The organism is Microbacterium sp. EF45047, from assembly GCF_028472845.1.
GTDB classification, from domain to species: domain Bacteria; phylum Actinomycetota; class Actinomycetes; order Actinomycetales; family Microbacteriaceae; genus Microbacterium; species Microbacterium neungamense.
Window position 1 is genome coordinate 616,907 of the sequence record NZ_CP069429.1, and the last position, 19,336, is coordinate 636,242.

General features: G+C 69.4%; 9 protein-coding genes and 4 pseudogenes. 6 read left to right on the forward strand and 7 right to left on the reverse strand.

Annotated features, from left to right (window positions below; translation table 11 throughout):
* The first annotated feature begins 41 nt into the window (after positions 1-41).
* On the forward strand, positions 42-479 hold the full coding sequence (locus JRG78_RS02950) for an Lrp/AsnC family transcriptional regulator (protein ID WP_259607528.1): 438 nt from the start codon (positions 42-44) through the stop codon (positions 477-479).
* Between the two features lie 51 nt (positions 480-530).
* Here JRG78_RS02950 and JRG78_RS02955 read toward each other — a convergent pair.
* Positions 531-1,121, reverse strand: a pseudogene (locus JRG78_RS02955) (HAD-IA family hydrolase); the annotation flags it as partial.
* 157 nt (positions 1,122-1,278) lie between these two features.
* On the opposite strand from JRG78_RS02955, the gene JRG78_RS02960 reads away from it, so the two are divergent.
* Positions 1,279-2,397, forward strand: coding sequence for a winged helix DNA-binding domain-containing protein (locus JRG78_RS02960; protein WP_272653594.1), 1,119 nt, complete (start codon positions 1,279-1,281; stop codon positions 2,395-2,397).
* 31 nt (positions 2,398-2,428) lie between these two features.
* On the opposite strand, the gene JRG78_RS02965 is transcribed toward JRG78_RS02960, so the two are convergent.
* Positions 2,429-3,871 (reverse strand): XRE family transcriptional regulator, encoded by a 1,443-nt coding sequence (locus tag JRG78_RS02965; RefSeq protein WP_259607532.1) that lies wholly within the window; start codon positions 3,869-3,871, stop codon positions 2,429-2,431.
* A gap of 115 nt (positions 3,872-3,986) precedes the next feature.
* Between JRG78_RS02965 and JRG78_RS02970 the strand changes: the two genes are divergently transcribed.
* From JRG78_RS02970 to uraD, 3 genes are all read left to right on the forward strand, one after another.
* A complete protein-coding gene (locus JRG78_RS02970) occupies positions 3,987-5,858 on the forward strand; it encodes a phosphoenolpyruvate carboxykinase (GTP) (protein WP_442927307.1) in 1,872 nt (623 codons plus the stop codon).
* Between the two features lie 222 nt (positions 5,859-6,080).
* Positions 6,081-6,392, forward strand: coding sequence for a hypothetical protein (locus JRG78_RS12665; RefSeq protein WP_349773880.1), 312 nt, complete (start codon positions 6,081-6,083; stop codon positions 6,390-6,392).
* Positions 6,389-6,904, forward strand: a complete 516-nt coding sequence (gene uraD / locus JRG78_RS02980) for a 2-oxo-4-hydroxy-4-carboxy-5-ureidoimidazoline decarboxylase (protein WP_259607534.1) — start codon at positions 6,389-6,391, stop codon at positions 6,902-6,904. Before JRG78_RS12665 ends, uraD begins: the two co-directional genes overlap by 4 nt.
* Before the next feature lie 91 nt (positions 6,905-6,995).
* On the opposite strand, the gene JRG78_RS02985 is transcribed toward uraD, so the two are convergent.
* On the reverse strand, positions 6,996-8,873 hold the full coding sequence (locus tag JRG78_RS02985; protein ID WP_259607536.1) for an ABC transporter ATP-binding protein: 1,878 nt from the start codon (positions 8,871-8,873) through the stop codon (positions 6,996-6,998).
* A 122-nt stretch (positions 8,874-8,995) separates the two neighbouring features.
* Between JRG78_RS02985 and JRG78_RS02990 the strand changes: the two are divergent.
* Positions 8,996-9,599 (forward strand): annotated as a pseudogene (locus JRG78_RS02990) (LD-carboxypeptidase); the annotation flags it as partial.
* Here JRG78_RS02990 and JRG78_RS02995 read toward each other — a convergent pair.
* The 4 genes and pseudogenes from JRG78_RS02995 to JRG78_RS03010 all read right to left on the reverse strand — a co-directional run.
* A pseudogene (locus JRG78_RS02995) lies at positions 9,590-9,730 on the reverse strand (IS481 family transposase); the annotation flags it as partial. The pseudogenes JRG78_RS02990 and JRG78_RS02995 sit on opposite strands and share 10 nt — an antisense overlap.
* A 392-nt stretch (positions 9,731-10,122) precedes the next feature.
* Positions 10,123-10,626 (reverse strand): annotated as a pseudogene (locus tag JRG78_RS03000) (transposase); the annotation flags it as partial.
* 432 nt (positions 10,627-11,058) lie between these two features.
* Entirely contained in the window at positions 11,059-18,522 is a 7,464-nt protein-coding gene (locus JRG78_RS03005) for an SdrD B-like domain-containing protein (RefSeq protein WP_259607540.1), read from the reverse strand.
* A gap of 185 nt (positions 18,523-18,707) precedes the next feature.
* Positions 18,708-19,079 (reverse strand): hypothetical protein, encoded by a 372-nt coding sequence (locus JRG78_RS03010; protein WP_259607543.1) that lies wholly within the window; start codon positions 19,077-19,079, stop codon positions 18,708-18,710.
* Positions 19,080-19,336 lie beyond the last annotated feature (257 nt).

Here is a 19,336-nt window from a genome sequence, read left to right on the forward strand (position 1 = left end):
CGGCCAGAGTGTCAGAATTCGCTGACGGAACGGGAGGGTGCATGGCAGAGCTCGACGAGGTGGATCAGGCGATCCTGGCGGAGCTGCGCAAGGATGCGCGGTCGTCGATGACCGCGATCGCGGACGCCGTGCACATCTCCCGCGCGGGCGCGCATGCGCGTATCAAGAGGCTCACGGATGCCGGTGTCATCACCGGCTACACCGTCCGCACCGATCCGGTGCTGCTCGGCCACCACGCCTCCGCCTACGTCATGCTCGCCATCGAGCAGGCGACCTGGCAGGACGTGCAGGACCGGCTGCGGGCGATCCCGGAGGTCGAGCATATGGCCCTCGTCGGCGGCGACGTCGACGTCATCCTCCTGGTCCGCGCGCGCGACGCCCGAGACCTGAGGCGGATCGTGCTGGAGGACATCCAGGCGATCCCGTCCGTGCGCTCGACCCGGACGACGCTCATCTTCGAGGACTTCTCCCGGGCCTGACCCGCGTCCGCGCGCCCCGGGTTCCGTCCGCGCGGGTCCGCTCAGCGTCGCTCAGGGGAGCTCGATCACCACGCCGTCCTCGACGTGCGTGACACGGATGCCGGTGAGATCGGCGACCATGTGGTCGGGGGAGTGCGCGGCCGAGCCGGCGCCCACGCCGATGACGGTCATGCCCGCGGCCTTGGCGGCATCGATCCCCGCCTCGGAGTCCTTGAACACGACGCAGTCCTCGGGTGCCACGCCCAGCCGCCCCGCGGCCAGGACGAAGCCCTCCGGATCCGGTTTGGACGCCGACACGTTCTCGGCCGTGACGGTCAGGCCCGGCAGGGAGAGCCCGGCCGCCCCCATGCGGGCGGTCATCAGCGCGACATCGGCGGAGGTGACGATGGCGTGCGGCACGTCGGCGAGGGCCTCCAGCAGCGCGGCGGCGCCGGCGATCTCGGTGACGCCGTCCACGTCCTGGCTCTCGCGGGCGAGCATCTGCACGTTCTCGGCCAGGTTGATCCGGTGGTCGCGGTCGGGCAGCAGGATCGCCATGCTCTGATGGCCCTGCCGGCCGTGCACGACCTCCAGCACCCGATCCGGGTCGAGCCCGTGCGGCTCCGCCCACTCCAGCCAGAGGCGCTCCACCGCGGCCGTGGAGTCGACTAGGGTGCGTGCTCGAGGTGATGGCCGGGTCGCACCCGGTCGTGCTGCCCGAGCGGCGCGAGGTGACGCTGCACGAGGAGCGCGAGGTCGCGCTGCAGGCCTGAGCGCGGCGCCGGATGCGGATGTCGGAGGCGCTCGGCAGGATGGGGGCATGACGCCCGCCCCTCTTCCCGCCGAGCGCCTCCGCTCATCCCGGCCGCGCACGTCGCCGAGTCCCTCCGGGACGAGCTCGGACCGGCTGCGCTCGCACCGGCTGACGACGCCGGCGGCGACGGTGGCGGATGCCGCCGCGCACATGCTCGCGGTGCAGAGCCAGGACTTCCTCGCCGGCCGATGGGCGCTCGGCGTGCGCACGCGCGGCGAGCCGACCCTCGCGACGGTGGATGCCGCGTTCGCGCGCGGAGAGCTCGTGCGTGCCTGGACCATGCGCGGCACCCTGCACATCGTGCCGGCCCGCGATCTCGCCTGGATCCTGTCGGTGACGGCCGAACGGCAGCGCAGGCAGGCGGCGGCGCGGCACCGTCAGCTCGGCATCGACGAGGCGATGCTCGCCGTCGCCGAGCGCGCGATCCGTCCCGCGCTCGGCGACGGCGGACTCGCGCGCGCCGAGATCTTCGCGCTGTGGGAGCGGGCGGGCATCGATCCGCGCGCGCAGCGGGGCGTGCACCTGCTCGCCGCGCTCACCTTCGCCGGCGTGCTCTGTCAGGGGCCGGTGGCCGCGCGGAACGGGGGAGTGAGCCGCGATCAGCGGTTCGTGCTCGTCGAGGAGTGGGTGCGGGACCCGTACACGCCGGACGATCCGCTCGCGGAGCTCTTCGTCCGGTACATCCGGGGGCATGGCCCCGCGGGTGCCGCCGACTTCGCGTGGTGGTCGGGGCTCCCGCTCGGCACGGCGCGGGAGGCCGCCGAGCGCGCCGGTGCGCGCCTGACCGAGGTGGAGGACGGCGTCTTCCTCGCGCGGCCGCGTCCACGACGTTCGCTGCCGGATGCCGCGACGTTCGCCCTTCCGGGCTTCGACGAGTACTACATCTCGTACGCCGATCGCACCGCCGTCTGCGCGCCGGAGCGCCTCGACGACATCGGCCCGGGGAAGAACGGGATGGTGCGCCCGGTGCTGGTGGCCGGCGGGCGCGTGGTCGGCACGTGGTCGGCGGCCGGAGGGGCGGAGCTGTTCGACGCGGATGCGGATGCCGAGGCGGCGGACCGCGGCGCGGCATCCGCCGTCGCCCGCTTCGCGAGCTTCGTGGGGAGCGAGCCCGCCCCGCGCTGACCGGCCACGACCCCGGCATCCGCCCCGGGCGTCACTCCTGGGCGTGGCGGTCGAGGAAGGCGTACACCTCGTTGTCGTCCACACCGGGGAAGGCGCCGCGGGGGAGCGGCGAGAACATGTGGGTGTGCACCCGGGCACTCGGCCACGCCTTGCCCTCCCAGCGGCGGCTGGCCTCCTCAGGGGCGCGGCGGCAGCACGACTCGTCCGGGCAGGTGGACTGGGCGCGGTGGCCGGTCTCCCGACCGCGCCACCAGCGGGCGTCGTCGAAGGGCACCCCGACCGTGATCGAGAAGCCGCCGTCGCTGGAGGACCCGGTCTGCGTCGAGCACCAGTACGTCCCGGACGGCGTGTCCGTGTACTGGTAGTGCTCGGTGGTGCGGTTGCGCTGCGCGAACGCGGCCCGTGCCGAGAACCGGCGGCACGCCGGCTGGCCCTCCACCGACCCGGTCACGTCCATGGGCAGCGGCAGGTCGTCGTTCTCGTACACCCGCGTGATCGCGCCGTTCTCGTCCACGCGCAGGAAGTGCAGCCGCATGTCCAGATGCTGGGTCATCAGGTTCGTCAGGCGCATCGCCGCCGCCTCGTGGGTGACGCCGAACGCGTCGCGGAAGTCCTCCACTGCGAGGTTCTTGTCCTTCTTGGCCTGCTGCAGGAACGCGACCCCGGCGGTCTCCGGGATCAGGCAGCAGGCGGCGAAGTAGTTGATCTCCAGCCGCTGCTGCAGGAAGTCCGCGTAGTCCGTGGGGCGAGTATGCCCGAGGATGCGGTGCGCCATCGCCTGCAGCGCCATCGAGCGCAGGCCGTGCCCGCCCGGGATCGACGCGGGCGGCAGGTAGATCCGGCCGTTCTCGAGGTCGGTGATCGACCGGGTGGAGTGCGGCAGGTCGTCGACGTACAGCAGCTCGAAGCCGAGCTTCTCGGCCATGATGCTCACGGTGCGGTGGGTGAGCGCGCCGGAGGTGTGGCCGGCCGCCTTGAGCTGCTTCTCGGCGAGCTTCTCGATCTCGGGAAGGTAGTTGTTCTGCTCCCGCATCTTCAGCCGCAGCTCGGTGTTCGCCCGGCGGGCCTCCTCCGGCGTGGCGATCGCCTCGCGCTCGCGGCGCTGCAGCTCGCGGTGCAGTCCGAGGATCGATTCGATGGTCTCGTCGCTCATGCTCTTGGTGACCCGCACCGGCGCGATGCCCAGCTGGCGGAACACCGGGCTGGCCTGCGCGCGCTCCAGCTCGATCTCCAGTGCGGCGCGGCGATTCGGCGGCTCCCCGGAGATGAGATCCGCCACCTCGGTGCCGCACACCTGCGCGATCGCCTGCAGCAGCGAGAGCTTCGGCTCGCGCTTGCCGTTCTCGATGAGGCTCAGCTGCGAGCCGGCGATGCCGACCTGCGCGCCGAGCTCGTCCAGGGTCAGGCCGCGGGAGGTCCGGTGGTGCCGGATGCGGTGGCCCAGGGTCGTCAGTTCCAGTCCGGTGCTCGCCATTCCTTGATCATATCGAAAGAACTCGACTTCTTTCAGACCATTTGGGACGAAAGTGGTCCTGAAGTGCGAAGAAGATAGAGGTACAGCATCCGCCTTCCCCAAAGGAGCAGCAGCTATGGCCATCGCCGAGACCTACGCCCCCCGCATCCCCTCCGTCGCCCCTGCGCGCGAGTTCGGAGCGGCACCGGCGTACGACACTCCGGCCATGGCCGAGCTGCGCGCGTGGGTGGACGAGATCGCGGCGCTCACCCAGCCGGATCGCATCCACTGGGTCGACGGCTCGCGCGCCGAGAACGACGCGCTCCTGCGGGGCCTCGTGGACGAGGGCAAGCTCATCAAGCTCAACCCCGAGTGGCGGCCGGGTTCGTACCTCGCCCGCTCCCACCCCAGCGACGTCGCGCGCACCGAGGCGCGCACCTTCATCGCCTCCGAGAAGGAGGAGGATGCCGGACCGACGAACAACTGGGCCGACCCCGCCGAGATCCGCACGACGCTGAACGGCCTCTTCGAGGGCTCCATGCGCGGACGCACAATGTACGTCGTGCCGTTCTCGATGGGCCCGGTGGGCGGCAAGCTGTCCCACATCGGCGTCCAGGTCACCGACAGCGCCTACGCCGTCGTCTCGATCGGCATCATGACCCGCGTCGGCGACGCCGTCACGCGGCAGATCGCCGAGGGTGCGCCGTGGGTGAAGACCGTGCACTCCGTCGGCGCCCCGCTCGAGCCGGGTCAGCAGGACGTCGAGTGGCCGTGCAACGACGAGAAGTACATCGTGCACTTCCCGGACACGCTCGAGGTCTACTCCTTCGGCTCCGGATACGGCGGCAACGCCATCCTCGCCAAGAAGTGCTTCGCCCTGCGGATCGCCTCGGTGATCGCCCGCGACGAGGGCTGGCTCGCCGAGCACATGCTGCTCATCCGCGTCACCGACCCGAACGGCCGGGCCTACCACGTCGCCGCGGCCTTCCCGTCCGCGTGCGGCAAGACGAACCTCGCGATGCTGCGCCCGACCATCCCCGGCTGGAAGGTCGAGACGCTCGGCGACGACATCGTCTGGATCCGCCCCGGCGAGGACGGCCGGATGTACGCGATGAACCCGGAGGCGGGCTTCTTCGGCGTCGCCCCGGGCACCGGCGAGTCCACCAACGTGACCGCCGTCGAGACGCTGTGGGGGAACACGATCTTCACCAACGTCGCGCTCCGCCCGGACGGCGACGTCTGGTGGGAGGGCCTCACCGACACCCCTCCGGCCGAGCTCATCGACTGGCAGGGCAACCCGTGGACCCCGGACTCCGGCCGCCCGGCCGCACACCCGAACTCGCGCTTCACCGTGGGCGCCTCGCAGTGCCCGCAGATCGCGGAGGACTGGGAGTCGCCCGAGGGCGTGCCGCTGGATGTCATCCTGTTCGGCGGGCGGCGCGCGTCCAACGTGCCGCTCGTCGTCGAGGCGACCGACTGGACCCACGGCGTCTTCCTGGGCTCGACCATCTCGTCGGAGCGCACCGCGGCGGCGGAGGGGACCGTGGGCGAGCTGCGCCGCGACCCGTTCGCGATGCTGCCGTTCTGCGGGTACAACATGGGCGACTATTTCGCGCACTGGCTCAAGGTCGGCCGCACGCTCCGCTTCGACCGCGCTCCGCGGATCTTCCAGGTCAACTGGTTCCGCCGGGGCGAGGATGGCCGGTTCCTGTGGCCGGGCTTCGGGGACAACGCCCGGGTGATCGACTGGATCATCCGGCGCATCTCCGGCGAGGTCGACGCTGTGGACAGCCCGATCGGGCGCCTGCCCCGCATCGAGGACCTGAACCTGGACGGCCTGGAGATCCGGGAGGAGGATCTCGCCGAGCTGTTCGCGATCGACGGGGACGCCTGGTTGCGCGAGGCCGACCTCACCGAGGAGTTCTACGGCATCTTCGGCGACCGGCTCCCGGCCGCGCTGCGCAGCGAGCTCGAGGCGCTGCGCTACCGGCTGAACGCCGCGCGGTAAGGCGGGCGTTCCCGCAGGGGTGCATCGCGCCGCCTCGCGCGGTGACAGACCCGGATGCGGGGCGCCGAGACGATCATGGCTGAGTGGTCTCGGTGCTCCGCATCCGTCGACGGAAGGCCGTCGCTCTCCGGAGCGGCGGCCTTTCGCATCCGCTATCCGACCGCGTCCGATCCCCGGCTTTGGTATCCCAAAAGGAAATCCGGTGTACCAAAACCTTGACGCGTGCGTGCCGGCATCTTCTTCCTCGGCTACTTCCTGTTCGAGGTGCCGAGCAACCTCGTGCTGCAGAAGATCGGTGCGAAGAAGACCATCATGCGGATCACCCTGGGCTGGGGCATCGTCAGCGTGCTGATCCTGCTGCTCGTCCCGAAGTTCCGCGAGGCGCCGAAGACGGAGACGATCACGATCGCCGTGCCCGAGACCGAGGCCGAGGCCGAGGTCGTCCGCATCACGGATGCCGTAGCTGAGGCGCCGGTGCCCGCGACGGATGCCCCGGCGCCGGCGGCGGCGAAGGGGCCAGAGGTGCAGGCATGAGCGGCATCCCTCTCGACGAGATCAACGACATGGACCGCGACCGCTTCGTAGCGGCGCTGGGGCGGGTGTTCGAGAACTCACCGTGGGTCGCGCGCGCCGCCTGGGACGCACGCCCGTTCGCGGACGTCAGCGAGCTGCACCGTGCGATGTTCGCGGTCGTCGAGGACGCCGATCGGCAGCAGGTGCTCGACTTCCTGAACGCCCACCCCGCCCTGGCAGGGAAGGAGGCCAGGGCGGGGGAGATGACCCCGGAATCGGTCGGGGAGCAGTCCAGCGCCGGTCTGGACGCGCTCGGCCCCGAGGAGTTCGCGCGGATGGCCGAGCTGAACGCGGCCTACCTGGCGCGGCACGGGTTCCCGTTCGTGATCGCGGTGCGCGGGCACACGAAGGAGTCGATCTTCGCGGAGTTCGAGCGCCGCCTCGGCAGACACACCGAGACCGAGCGGCAGGAGGCGCTCGCGCAGATCGCGCTCATCTCGCGCAGCCGGCTCGACCGCGTGGTCGCGGTGTGATTCGCGGCCGCGGCCCGAGCACCGCGGCCGCGGCCTGAGCACGGCCGCCTGAGCAGGGCGGCGCCCCTGCCTCAAGCGGGCAGGTGATCTCTCAGGCGAGCAGCTGGTGCCGGGCCAGATCCCGGTAGAGCGGCACGCGCTCCACCAGCTCGTCGTGACGGCCCTGGCCGACGACGACCCCGTCCTCCAGCACGACGATGAGATCGCTGTCGACCACGGTGGACAGCCGGTGCGCGATCACGAGCAGGGTGCGGTCCGCGGAGACCGCGTCGATGGCCTCCCGCATCCGCTGCTCGTTCACGCCGTCCAGCGACGAGGTCGACTCGTCCAGCAGCAGGATCGGCGCCTCGGTGAGCAGGGCGCGGGCGATCGCCAGCCGCTGGCGCTCGCCGCCGGACAGCATCACGCCGTCCTCGCCCACGGGCGCCTGCAGCCCGAGCGGGCTGCGCTCGAGCACGTCGCCGAGGTTGACCGCCCGCAGCACGCGTTCGCAATCGGCATCCGAGGCGGCGGGGGAGGCCAGGCGCAGGTTGTCGGCGAGCGAGCCGGCCAGCGTCGGGGCGTCCTGCTCGACGTAGCCGAAATGCGCGCGCAGCTCGTCGCGCGGGTAGCTGCGCAGGTCGTGCCCGGCGAGGCGGATCGAGCCGCCGGTCGGGTCGTAGAACCGCTCGATCAGGCTCAGGATCGTGCTCTTGCCCGCCCCGCTCGGGCCGACCAGGGCCACGCGCGCGCCCCGCGGCACGGAGAACGACACGCCGCGCAGCACCTCGCGCGACGCGGGCGGCTCGATGCCGGCATCCGTGTCGAGGTGCGCGTCGGCGAGCAGGGTGCGCGCCTCCTGCGCCGCCGCCTCGCGGGCCGCGACGACGTCGTCGGGGTACTGGAAGCGCACCTCGCGGAACTCGAGCGCGGCGGCACCGGCGACGGGGGCCGCGACCGCGGCGGCATCCGACTCGTCCCGCGCCGTCTCCTCGGGAAGGTCCAGGACCTCCTGGATGCGCCCGAGCGCACCGAGCGCCTGGTTGACCGAGGTGATCGCGCCGAAGGCCGATCCCAGGGGCAGGATCAGCATGAACAGGAACATGATGAAGGTCACCAGCGCCGCGATCGAGATCGCACCCGCCGCGACCCGGAACCCGCCGACGCCGAGCACGACGAGCAGGGACAGCTGCAGTGCGACGCCGGCGATCGGCACCACCATGGACGAGATCTTCGCGATCCGCACGCCCAGGCCGTAGGCCTCCGCCGCCAGCCCGGTCACGGCCGCGGTCTCCCGCTCGGTCGCGCCCGCGGCGCGCACGGTTCGGATCGACCCGACCGCCCGCTCCACGCCCGCCGCGAGTTCGCCCACCTTCTCCTGCTGCGCGGCGGATGCCGTGCGGATGCGGCCGCTGAGCAGCACCACGACGACCACCGACCCGCCGATCACGACGGCGATGAGGAGGAGCAGCAGCGGGTCGATGAGCAGCATCCCGATCACCGCGCCGAGGAACAGGATCGCGCTGCCGACGGCATCCGCGAGCCCCTGCGTGAGCACCGCGTACAGCAGCGTGGTGTCGGTGCCGACGCGCGAGACGAGATCGCCGGTGCGGCGCGCGTCGAACTCGCTGATCGGCAGATGCAGGATGCGACGGATCAGCTGCCGCCGGCTGGAGTACACCACGGCCGTGCCGGTGCGCTGCAGCAGGTAGTGCTGGTAGCCGGAGATGACGGATGCCACGATCACGAAGCCGACCAGCAGCCACACCAGCGCGCCGAGCGTCTCGCCCCGCTGCACCCGGTCGATGACCTGGCCGACCAGCAGCGGCTGCGCGAGGGAGGCGAGCGCGCCGATCACGCTGAGGAGCGCGACGAGGGCGAGCACCCGCTTGTGCTCGAACAGGAAGGGGAGCAGCTGGCGGAAGGTGGCGCGCGGACCGTCGCTCTGCACGCGGCGTCCGCGGCGGCGGGGGGACGCCGTGCGCGACATGAGGGACCTCGTTCCGTGGGGACCGTTCCATCTTCCGATGAGCCGCCTATGCGCCGCCTGTCCGCGGTCTGCCGGCGGCACTCGCGTGCGGTCCGGACCCACCGACGTGGTGGGATGGACGGATGCTGATTCCCGCCAAGGCCCGCTCCGGCGACCGCGTCGCGGTGCTCTCGCCCGCGTTCGCCGCGCCCGCCGTCTCGCTCGCGCTGCACGAGCAGGCGATGCGCCGGCTGACCGAGATCACGGGGCTGCTCCCGGTCGAGTACCCCACGACGCGCCGGCTGGATGCGACCCCGGAGGGCCCGCGCGGCGGACGTGAACGCCGCCCTCGCCGACCCCGACATCCGCGCGATCCTGGCGACCATCGGCGGCGACGACCAGATCCTCGTCACAGCGCACCTCGATCCGGCGCTCGCGGTGGCCGACCCGAAGCCGTTCCTCGGATACAGCGACAACACCAACATCCTGAACTGGCTGTGGCGGCACGGCGTGGCCGGATTCCACGGCGGGTCGACCCAGGTGCACCTGGGGGCGGGCCCGGCCGCGGACGAGATCCACCGCAGGTCGCTGCGCGCCGCCCTGCTGGACGGGGGCGAGCTCGAGATCACGGAGCCGGGCGAATCGGAAGACTTCGGCCGCCGCTGGCAGGATCCGGCCGCCCTCACCGCGTACGGGGAGCGTGAGCCCACCGAGCCGTGGGTGTGGGCGGGGCCAGAGCGGCGCGTCCATTTCGCGGCGGTGGGCCAGGAGACACGGAAGTAGTCCGCCGCCGCGGCGACCGTCCACTCCTCGTCGACGATCTTCTGTGCAAGACGGAGCCTTTGGCGCGGGGTGAGCGCCGCGTTAGCGTGAGACACGAGAACCTCCTGGTTCAGAGCGGATGCGGTAGCAGCTCCACTCTGCCGAGAGGTTCTCGTCACATCAGGGAAGCCAGATCAAACAACCTCCCTGGGCAGTACATCTGATATGTAGTGCCTTGTTGTCAAGAGGGCATGGCGAGGCGCCGTCCGGGATTGCCCCGGGCGGCGCCTCTTGCTTCGTGGTCGGGCTGGCGGGTGAGCGTGTCGTTGCGACGCGCGGTCAGTCTGATATTCGCGGGTTGGTTACCGCAGGACGGTTCTTCGGCAGGAGCGGGACCGCGTGTCTAGGAACGAGCGTCGCCCGCATGATGCCGAGCTGCTCATAGGTGTTTCGCGGGTCGCTCCTCGCGCTGCCACCGGCCGTTGAGATCGCGAAGCAGCTCGAGGGATCAGTCGTTCATCACTGCCAGGGACCAGCACCAGCCGGCGAGTTCTCTCGCGACGGCGACGTTCGCGATCGTGGGTCGTTTGCGTCGTTCGATGAACCTGACCCACCGGTCGTGGAGGCGCCTGTTCCCGAGGTCACCGCGGGCACGAGCTACGGCGGAGGCTTGTTCCCAACGCCCGTGCATGACAGCGCCGACGTGATAGCGCGGACGATGATGCCAGGCGGATTCGACGAGCAGCCGACGGGCATGGCCGTTGCCGGTCTTGGTGATGGGTCCCTGCACCCGGGATTGCCCGGACGAGAACTCACTGGGCACGAGTCCGACGAACGATCCGATGCTGTTGCCGGTGAACCTGTCCCAGTCGCCGATCTCCACGGCCAGAGCAAACGCCGTCAGCGTGCTCACTCCACGCAGACACCCGAGCCTGCGCACGACCGGGGTGAACTCGCTGTCGGCGGCGAGCTGCTCGATCGCCCGGTCGAGCCGATCCCGGCGTGCCTTGATCTGCAGCACCGTCTCGTACTCCGCATCGAACGCCGCCCGCGACGCGGCGGTGACCAAGTGCTGCTGGAGCAGCCACCGGTCGTGCTTGGCCGTCCACGCGGCACCATCGTCATAGACGATCCCGTGTCGCAGCAGCAGTTCCCTGTGCGTCAGGATGGGGTGAGACACCAGCACCCACCCTGCCAGCTGACCCCAGGCCAGCCACTTCAGAGACTTACAGCCGATTCAGATCAGAGCCAGACCGAGACTGTCGAGACAGGGCAAGCGGTGAGGTCAGGACGGCCGCAGCCCGCCGGTGGGTGAGCGTCGAGCACGTCGGGGTCTTCCGAAGAGGAAGGCTTCGGCACCTTCATCTTCGGAAGACCTCGACCCTCATCCGAGACGGACCCACTCCACACCCTCATCTCAGCGGCATCCGTTTGCACCAAACTGCTACGACTCGTGCGCGCGACGTCGACGCAGCAGCAGCACACCACCCAGAATGAGGAGCAGCGCCAGCGCCAGCGCCAGCGCAATCAGCTGCGGCTCCTGACCCGTTGTCGCCAGCGGCGGTGGCGGGGCAAGCGGGAAGTCCGCCGTCAGCACATCCTCACCGGGACCGACCGTGACCGAGATCTCGGCGGCACCGGCGGTCAGGATGTAGCCGGCGGCCACCGTCGACAGCACGATCCGCACGGTGTAGTCCCCCGGCGGGACGTCCTCGAACAGGTAGTGGCCGCTTGCGTCCGTCACCGTCGTGGCGATCACCTCGCCATCCGCGTCGAGCAATTCGATCGTCACCCCGGCGATTCCGGACTCGCCCGAGTCCTGCACGCCGTCACGGTCCGCGTCGTGCCAGACGAAATCACCGATCGAACCATTCGGCACGTAACCGAAGTCCTGCGTGTCGTCGATTTGCCCGACCCCGTCGACGCTCTGCAGCGTCGTGGTCGACAACCCGTTCGGGACACCGGTTGCGTCGTAGCTGGGCGTGTGGCCCGCGGGAGGACCCGAGACGACGGCCACCGAGTACGAGCCGTTCGGCAGGCCGGTGAACGAGTACGCTCCCGAGTCGTCGGTCACCGTGGTGAGGACGATATCGTCGCCCCCGCCCGGCTCACCGTCCGGGCCGTACCAGGTCGCCTCGATCGTCACGCCGCCGACTCCTGGCTCGTCCGTTCCCGGCGTTCCGTCGCCGTTCAGGTCGTACCACACCAAGTCTCCCAGTCCGTTCAGGCCCTGGAAGCCGAAGTCCTGGTCGAGCCGCTCACGGCCGGTGTCCGGGTTGAGCGAGACGAGCCCGGTGGCGTCTGCGCCACCATCGGGATCACCCGTGTTCGTCGCCGCGTCGGCGATTCCCCCGTTGACCGTCACCTGGTAGTTGCCGTCCGGCAGCCCGTCGAACCGGTAGTTACCGTGCTCGTCGGTCGTCGTCGTGAAGGTCACGTCGTCGGCGCTTCCGATCACGCCGTCCGGACCCGCCCACACGAGCGTGACGGGTTGCGCCGGGACGCCGGGCTCGGTCGGGTCCTGCACGCCGTCACCATTCAGGTCAAGCCATACCGTGTCGCCGATCACGCCCGCACCGACGTAGCCGAAGTCGGCGGTCCGGTGCTCGTCGCCCGTCGCGAGCTCCACGAGGCTCGTTGAATCGAGCCCGCCGTCCTCGTCGAACGTGGCTTGCAGTCCGCCGGGCAACGTCGACCCGTCGACCGTCACCCGGTACTCGCCCGCAGGCAGGCCGTCGAACAGGTACGTCCCGTCGAGCCCCGTGACCGTCGTCATGTTCTGATCATCGGCCGTGCCCAGCACACCGTCGGGTCCCGCCCAGGTGAGCACGACGGTCACGCCCGACAGTCCGGGTTCGTCGTCCTGCGCGCCATCGTGGTTCACGTCGAGCCAGATCGTGTCGCCGATGGACGCCGAACCCCGGTAGCCGAAGTCGGCATCCAGCGCCTCGCGCGCCTCGGGTGACACGTTCACCGCCGTCGCGTGGTCAAGATCGCCATCCCGGTCGAAGGTCGGCGTCACACCCTCGGGGAGCGTGGCGGGATCGACCTGCACCGAGAATGCGCCGTCCGGCAGCCCGTCGAACCGGTACTGACCGTTCGCATCCGTCGTGGTGGTGAGGACGATGTCGTCACCGCCACCCGGGACCCCGTCCGCTCCGAACCAGGTGAGCGTGACGGTCACCCCGGCGAGCGGGGGCTCCCCGGCGCCGACCGTGCCGTCACCGTCACGATCGAGCCACACAGTGTCGCCGATGACGCCGGATCCGACAAACCCGAAGTCCTGATGCAGATCGACCGCGGTCAACTCGGTGGTCGAGGTCTGATCCCCGCCGCCGTCGGCGTCGTACGTCTGGCTGAACCCACCTGGGACGCCCGAGACCGTCACCGTCCACTCGCCCGGCTGCAGGTTCGGGAACGAGTACTTGCCGTCGGCGTCGGTCGTCGTCGTGAGCACGACACCGTTCGGGCCGGTGGCCGTCACCGTGATGCCTGCCAGCCCCGGCTCACCCAGATCTTGCACGCCGTCGGCGTTCCGATCCCACCACACCGTGTCGCCGAGCAGCGTCTCCGCGTGATAGCCGAAGTCCTGGTCGCGGTTCTCTTCGCCATCGCCGAGTTCGACGACCGACGAGGAGTCGTTCCCGCCGTCGGGATCGCCCGAGTTCTCGACTCCGGACGGTGGCGCTACGGTCACCGTGTAGGTGCCTGCCGGGAGCCCGGTGAACTCGTACGAGCCGTCGGGTCCGGTGACCGTGGTGAACCTTGCCGTCTCACCGTTCGGCCCCGAGTACTCGAGCGTCACGGTCACCCCCTCAAGGCCGGACTCGCCCGAATCCTGGACGCCGTCTCCGTCCTGATCGAGCCAGACGCGATCGCCGATGAGACCAGAACCGGCGTACCCGAAGTCCTGGTCGAGGTCGTCCTCACCCGGGGCGAGCGTCAGCGTCGATGTCCCGTTGAGCGGATCGCCCGGGCCTGCCGGCCCGCTGACCTGCTGGTAGCTCTCGTAGCCGTCGGCAAGCGCCACCTGGACGCCGAAGCTGCCCGCGGGCAATCCGTCGACCAGATACGTGCCGTCTGCGTCGGTTTCGGTCACGTACTCGACATCGTCACCGCCACCCGGCACGCCGTCGGCGCCGTACCAGGTCACCGTCACGGTCGCCCCCGCGATGCCTGGCTCGGCTGCATCGACCACGCCGTCGCGGTTCTGATCGAACCACACCGTGTCGCCGATCGAACCCGTGCCGCGGAAGCCGAAGTCCACATCCCGCTTCTTGTCCGACTCCCCGAGCTGGCCGTTCCAGACCCCGTCGGGCGAGGCGAGCCCGCCGTCGAGGTCGTAGCTGGGCGACAGCCCCTGGTCGGCGATCGGGTTTCCCGCACCGGTCTGCGTGACGGTCACCCGGTACTGGCCACCGGGCAGGTGGTTCACCAGGTACTGTCCGTTCGCGTCCGTGACGGTCGCGTGCGATTCGTCGTCGGCGGTGCCGAACAGGCCATCGGGGCCGGCGTAGAGCACCGTCACCGGCACGCCCGCAAGTCGGGGTTCACCGGATTCGATCTCACCATCGCCGTCGACATCGAACCAGAGGGTGTCGCCGATCGAGGCGAGGTCGAGCTCGACGTCGACCGTGTCGTCGTTGGACGGGTACGTCGGGAACACGCGGTCGGGGAACTCGGCGCGGGTGACCTCTGGTAGCCCGAAGCCACTCGCCGACGCGGTGTTCTGGATTTCGGCGCCGTCGACCTCGTGCTCCTCGTGCCAGTCCGAGGGGACAGCAAGAGAGTAGGTGAACGTGACGGTTTGACCCGGCGCCAGCGGGCCCGCGATCGTCCACGAGAGCGACCCGTCGGTGTGGTCCGCGTCCGTCGCGGTGATGCCGCCCGCCTGGGCAAGGTCGGTCGCGTCAGTGTAGCCGGTGAGGCGGTCGTCCGGGGTGTCCGAGACCGTCACGTCGTACGCGTTCGAGGTGCCGGTGTTCGTGACGGTCACCGTATAGGTGAGCACGTCGCCCGGGACCGCGCGGCGCCAGTCGGCGTCACCGGCCTGGCCCACGACGCTCTTGTCGAGCGCCAGGTGGGGCTCGACGACCGCGACCGTGGCGTCATCCTGATTGCTCGAGCCGTTGAAGTCGCCAGCGTTCGGGACCGAGCCGGGCGTGCCCTCGATCGTGTCCGTCGAGTTGAAGTACGTCCCCGCGACGTTCGTCTGCGTGGCACCGTCCGAGACCGTGTCGTTCACGAAGGCGGTGTAGACAATCGTGACGACCCGAGCCTCGTCCGTGGCTTCGACATCGCCGATGAAGAAGCCGATCGTGCCCGTCGCGCCGGCGGAGCTCAATGCTTCGGCAGTGAGGTCGCAGGCGGTCGCGCAGTTCACCGATTGCAGCGCCTCGAACGACACTCCCGAAGGGAGCGTGTCGAGCACCGTGACATCGAACGCGCGCACGTCGGCCGGAATCGACACCTCAAGCGTGTAGGTGAGGGTCTCGCCGATCGTCGCCGTTGTCGGCTCGACCGTCTTGGCGAACGTGATCTTCGGCTCGGTGAGCGTCTGTGACGCTTCGCCCCGGTAGCCGGGCACGTCCGTGTCGCCGGCGCGTTCGACCTCGGCGTCGCCCTCGAGTGACGTCGTCGTGGCGACGACGTCATTCGTGAGGTCGAGGCCAGCCGTCATCGGGTCGTCGACGCTCACCGTGTAGGTGAGCGGCAGGCTCGCGCCCGGCGCGAGCGCGGGAATCGTCCACGTGATCGTGCGGCTCGCCGGGTCCCAGGTGCCGCCGTTCGTGAGGCTGGACTCCTCGAGGGTCACGCCCACGGGCAGCGTGTCGGTGACCACCGTGTCGTAGGCGGTGCTCGTGTTCGACCCGCCGTCGAGGCCGTTGCCTGGGGTGACGGTGAAGTTGACGATGTCGCCGGCCGCGACCTGGCCGTCGGCGTCGTCGTGCGCCTTTGTCACGCTCAGGTTGGGTTCGACGATCGTCACGGTGGACGTTGCGTCGGGTGCCGCGCCGCCGTCCCACGAGAAACTTGCGGTGTTCACCCGGTTCGTTCCACGGACGTTGGCCGAGGTGTCGGTGACGCGAGCGGTGACCGTCAGGACGAACTGGTCGTCGCCGCTGTCGATCGGGTTCGCGTAGCTCGCAGGGAAGACGAGGCTCACGGTCGATCCCGAGACATCGATTGAGAAGTCGCCAGGGATGGGAGCACCGTTGAACGTCGCCGAGGGTGCGGGATCGACGAGTTCGAGCCCGGCGGGCAGCGAGTCGACGAGCCGCGCGTGCTCGACGGTCGTTCCCTGCGGAACGACGCCCGTGACCGTGTAGGTGACGACTTCGCCGATCGTTGCTTGGCCGACTTCGGCGTTGCCGTCGCCCGTCACGCTCGTCACGTGCGACTTACTGAGCAGCGCATACTCGACGACGATCTGCGCGGTGTCATACGCGGGGGCCGTGTTCGGCGTGAGGGTCGGGTCGATGTTGTTGCTCGGCACGTGCACGTACGGGGTGCCGTTGTTCGTCGGATTCTCGAACTGGCGCACGCCCGCGTGGTTCGTGAGCACCGTGCCCGGAGCGTAGGTGTCCGGAATCGTGAGCGAGTAGCCGAGCGTGATGCTGCCGACAGCAGGCACGGTGATGCCGTCCCACTGCAGGTACGCGCCGTCGGCCGAATCGACACAGGTCGCTCCGTCCGGGTTCACCGTCACGTCGGCGCACACGATCCCCGCGGGCAGCAGGTCGCGTACCGAGGTGTTCACCGCATCGATGCCGCCCGAGTTGGCGACGGTCACGGTGTAGGGTACGACGTCGCCACCGAGCACCGGGGCCGTCTGGGTCGTTGCCTTGTCGAGCGTGATCTGTGGTGCGAGGTACGGTGCGGTCGCCATTTCGCGGGCCTGGAACACCTGTCCGGCCGAGTTGGGGTACGAGAGCTTCGCCAGGTTGGTGAGAGCCGCCCCGCTCACGATCAGTTCAGGGTGGGTGATCCGTGTTTCGACCACGACTTGGAACACCCCGCCGCCGTTGACGTCCGGCAGGGTCCAGCTGAGCATCGGCTCGGTCGAGGCGTCGAACGTCACCTGGCCGAGGTCGATCGAGTTCGTCGGTCCGGCAGTGAAGTTCACGTAGGTGAAGCCGTCTGGCAAGAAGTCGCGGACCACGGGGCCGAGCGTGTCGACGCCGCTCGGGAAGGGCACGGTGACCAGCCAGCACACGGTGTCGCCGGGACGGTAGTTGCCTTCGGCGACGTCCGGGGAGTAGACGACGGCCGGGTCGGAGCAGTTGAGCGAGCCGTCGACCGCGTTCGACACCTGCTTGTCGATGAGGACGCCGGTCGCGGACTGTCCGGCCGCGGTGTCGTCCGCGATCGGCAGGTCTTGGTGACTGCCGTCATTGTCGGTGATGACGGTCGCCGTCGTGCTCAGCGTGGCCGTGTTCTGCCATGAGTCGTTCGATGCGACCGGAGCACCGGTGTCGCGGTACGTGGTCCGGGTCGTCGTGGTGAACACGAGTCGAATCGTGGAGTTCGGCTCGGTGGCGGTCGGCAACACCCATTCGAGGCGCTGGGTGCCGTCGCCGGGCTCGGTCACCGTAGGCGTCGGCCCCGAGATCATGGCCGCGAAGTCGAGGCCGGACGGGAGCAGGTCGACGACGGTGATCGGACCGGTCGAGAGCGCGTATTCGCTCGTCTGGACATCGATGGTCCAGGTGCTGGTCTGCCCGTGCGCGATGGCGGCGTCGTCAACCGACTTCTGCTGCGCGACGTCTTCGGCGCTCACGATCTCGGTCGTGGAAGCGCTGCGCTCCAGCCCCTCGGTCGTCCCGGTCGCGACGACGCCATTGATGAGTTGCTGCTCGTCGGACGTGACGCCTCCGGTGTTGTTGTCAAGGTTCGCGGTGGCGACGAACCCGGCATCGGTCATGACGTTCTGGTGCAGCGGAATCGCGGCGACGTACTGGAACTTGAACTCGGCGCCCGCGCCGAGCGAGGTGAGTCCCAACGTCACGAGCGTCGCGGTGTCCCACTCGACGCGCGTGTAAACGCCCGCAGGCAGGCCGGGGACCTCGTCGGCGGCAAGGGTCACCGTGGCGGCGGACGACGGCGCGGAGCAGGGGTGGGTCAACACGGGAGGAGTGCCGGAGTCGATGCGGCCCGAACCGGGGTACTCCTCGGTGCCGGCGGCTGAGTTGTCCACTCCGCCACACGCGAGGAACTCGAGTCCAGCGGGCAGGTAGTCGACAACGGTGAACGCGTCGGTCGGGGCGACGAGGTTGTTCCGCACGGTGATGGTGTACGCCGTCTGGTGGTCGTGGACACCCCGCAGCAGTTCGCCTTCGGGGCTCGGCTCGACTTTCGTGACCTCGAAGGCCGCAATCGTGGTCGTCGCGGTCGCATCGTCGGAGCCCGAGTAGGTACCCGTTACCGGGTTACCTCGATCCGAGAACTGTGGCTTGATGCGCGGATTGGAGTTGACGAACGCGGATGCGTCGTTCGAGACGGTATCGCCGATGCCCGCGCCGGGCGGCGGGATCATGTCATAGCTCACCGAGATGGTAGATCCCGTTGGCAAGTCGGCAACGTTGTCCCAGATGAGCACGGTCGTGCCGTTGCTGCGTGCGATGACGCGGTCGGGTGCTGGGACAGCGTTCTCGAAGCTCGCGCCTGCGGGGAGCACGTCGGTGAAGCTGAGGTTGTAACCGTCGGGTCCGCTCGGATTGCTCGCGGCGAGGGTGACGGGAATGGAGGCGCCAAGGAGCGCCGTCTCGGGCATCGTCTTGGCGAGCTCAATGTTCGGCGATCCTGCGGCGTGCGCCGGGGGTGCGGGTAGAGCGACGACAAGGGTCGCTGCGGCGAGCAGCATGACCAGGAACGAGGAGAGCTTCGCGCGCAGACGACGAGCAGACATCGACGGAACCACCGATCCGGTAGGTGAGCTGGGGGGCCTAGAACGGCGTTAGGCGAGCGAGACCTTATCATCGGACGTCCTACGTCGTCCATCTATTGTGTCAAACATGACAACTGGTTAGGGAATTCCGCCAAGTCGCGACTTGAACCCGCGGGTCTCAAGCAGGCTGCGAGCGATGTCGTCGGTCAGGTTCTGGAAGCCCGGGGCGCTTCGGGCAAGTCGCCGCAGCACATGCACTGGGGCATGTCCTCACGGATATCCTCGGTGACGAGGCGGTTGTTGGTCGTACCTTTCCGCAGCCAGTTGACGCCCCACGCATCAGTAAAAGTGAAGTCGGGGTTTGCGACCCGCTCGGTCCCCCAGAGACCGATGGCCGCATCAGGGTTCGAAACGACAAGTTTTCCGCGTACTGCTTCGCCAGGAGCGAGCGCGCCGACCACGATCGCTTGATAGAAGTCGCGCTCCGAGGTGGCGTTCGCAAGATCGTAATGCTCATCGTTGTCGTCCCCCCACATGTGAACGAGGATCTTGGCGTTGGTGATGGGGAACGACGACATGTTGGCACACTCATACTCGTAGGTGAGTAGGCCGGCCTTCTTCGGTCGATACGTGCGTGCAACCCAAGGCTACGGAGAACGATGCCGCGTCGCGCGATGTCTCGCAGCTCATCCGCCCGGACTTGCTCCAACTCGCGCGAGCGTCGAAGCTGACGACTCGCCAAGAGGACGGATATGCCGGCGAAGATGAGGCCGGTCCCAGTGAGGAGCGCCTGCGCCCACGTAGCGGCGTCTCCCCAGACGATGGCATACGGAAC

Excerpts from the sequence above, each read along its gene's own strand:
- JRG78_RS02950 (WP_259607528.1), top strand. The coding sequence starts at position 42 with ATGGCAGAGCTCGACGAGGTGGATCAGGCGATCCTGGCGGAGCTGCGC.
- JRG78_RS02960 (WP_272653594.1), top strand. The coding sequence starts at position 1,279 with ATGACGCCCGCCCCTCTTCCCGCCGAGCGCCTCCGCTCATCCCGGCCG.
- JRG78_RS02965 (WP_259607532.1), bottom strand. The coding sequence starts at position 3,871 with ATGGCGAGCACCGGACTGGAACTGACGACCCTGGGCCACCGCATCCGG.
- JRG78_RS02970 (WP_442927307.1), top strand. The coding sequence starts at position 3,987 with ATGGCCATCGCCGAGACCTACGCCCCCCGCATCCCCTCCGTCGCCCCT.
- uraD (WP_259607534.1), top strand. The coding sequence starts at position 6,389 with ATGAGCGGCATCCCTCTCGACGAGATCAACGACATGGACCGCGACCGC.
- JRG78_RS02985 (WP_259607536.1), bottom strand. The coding sequence starts at position 8,873 with ATGTCGCGCACGGCGTCCCCCCGCCGCCGCGGACGCCGCGTGCAGAGC.
- JRG78_RS03005 (WP_259607540.1), bottom strand. The coding sequence starts at position 18,522 with ATGTCTGCTCGTCGTCTGCGCGCGAAGCTCTCCTCGTTCCTGGTCATG.
- JRG78_RS03010 (WP_259607543.1), bottom strand. The coding sequence starts at position 19,079 with ATGTCGTCGTTCCCCATCACCAACGCCAAGATCCTCGTTCACATGTGG.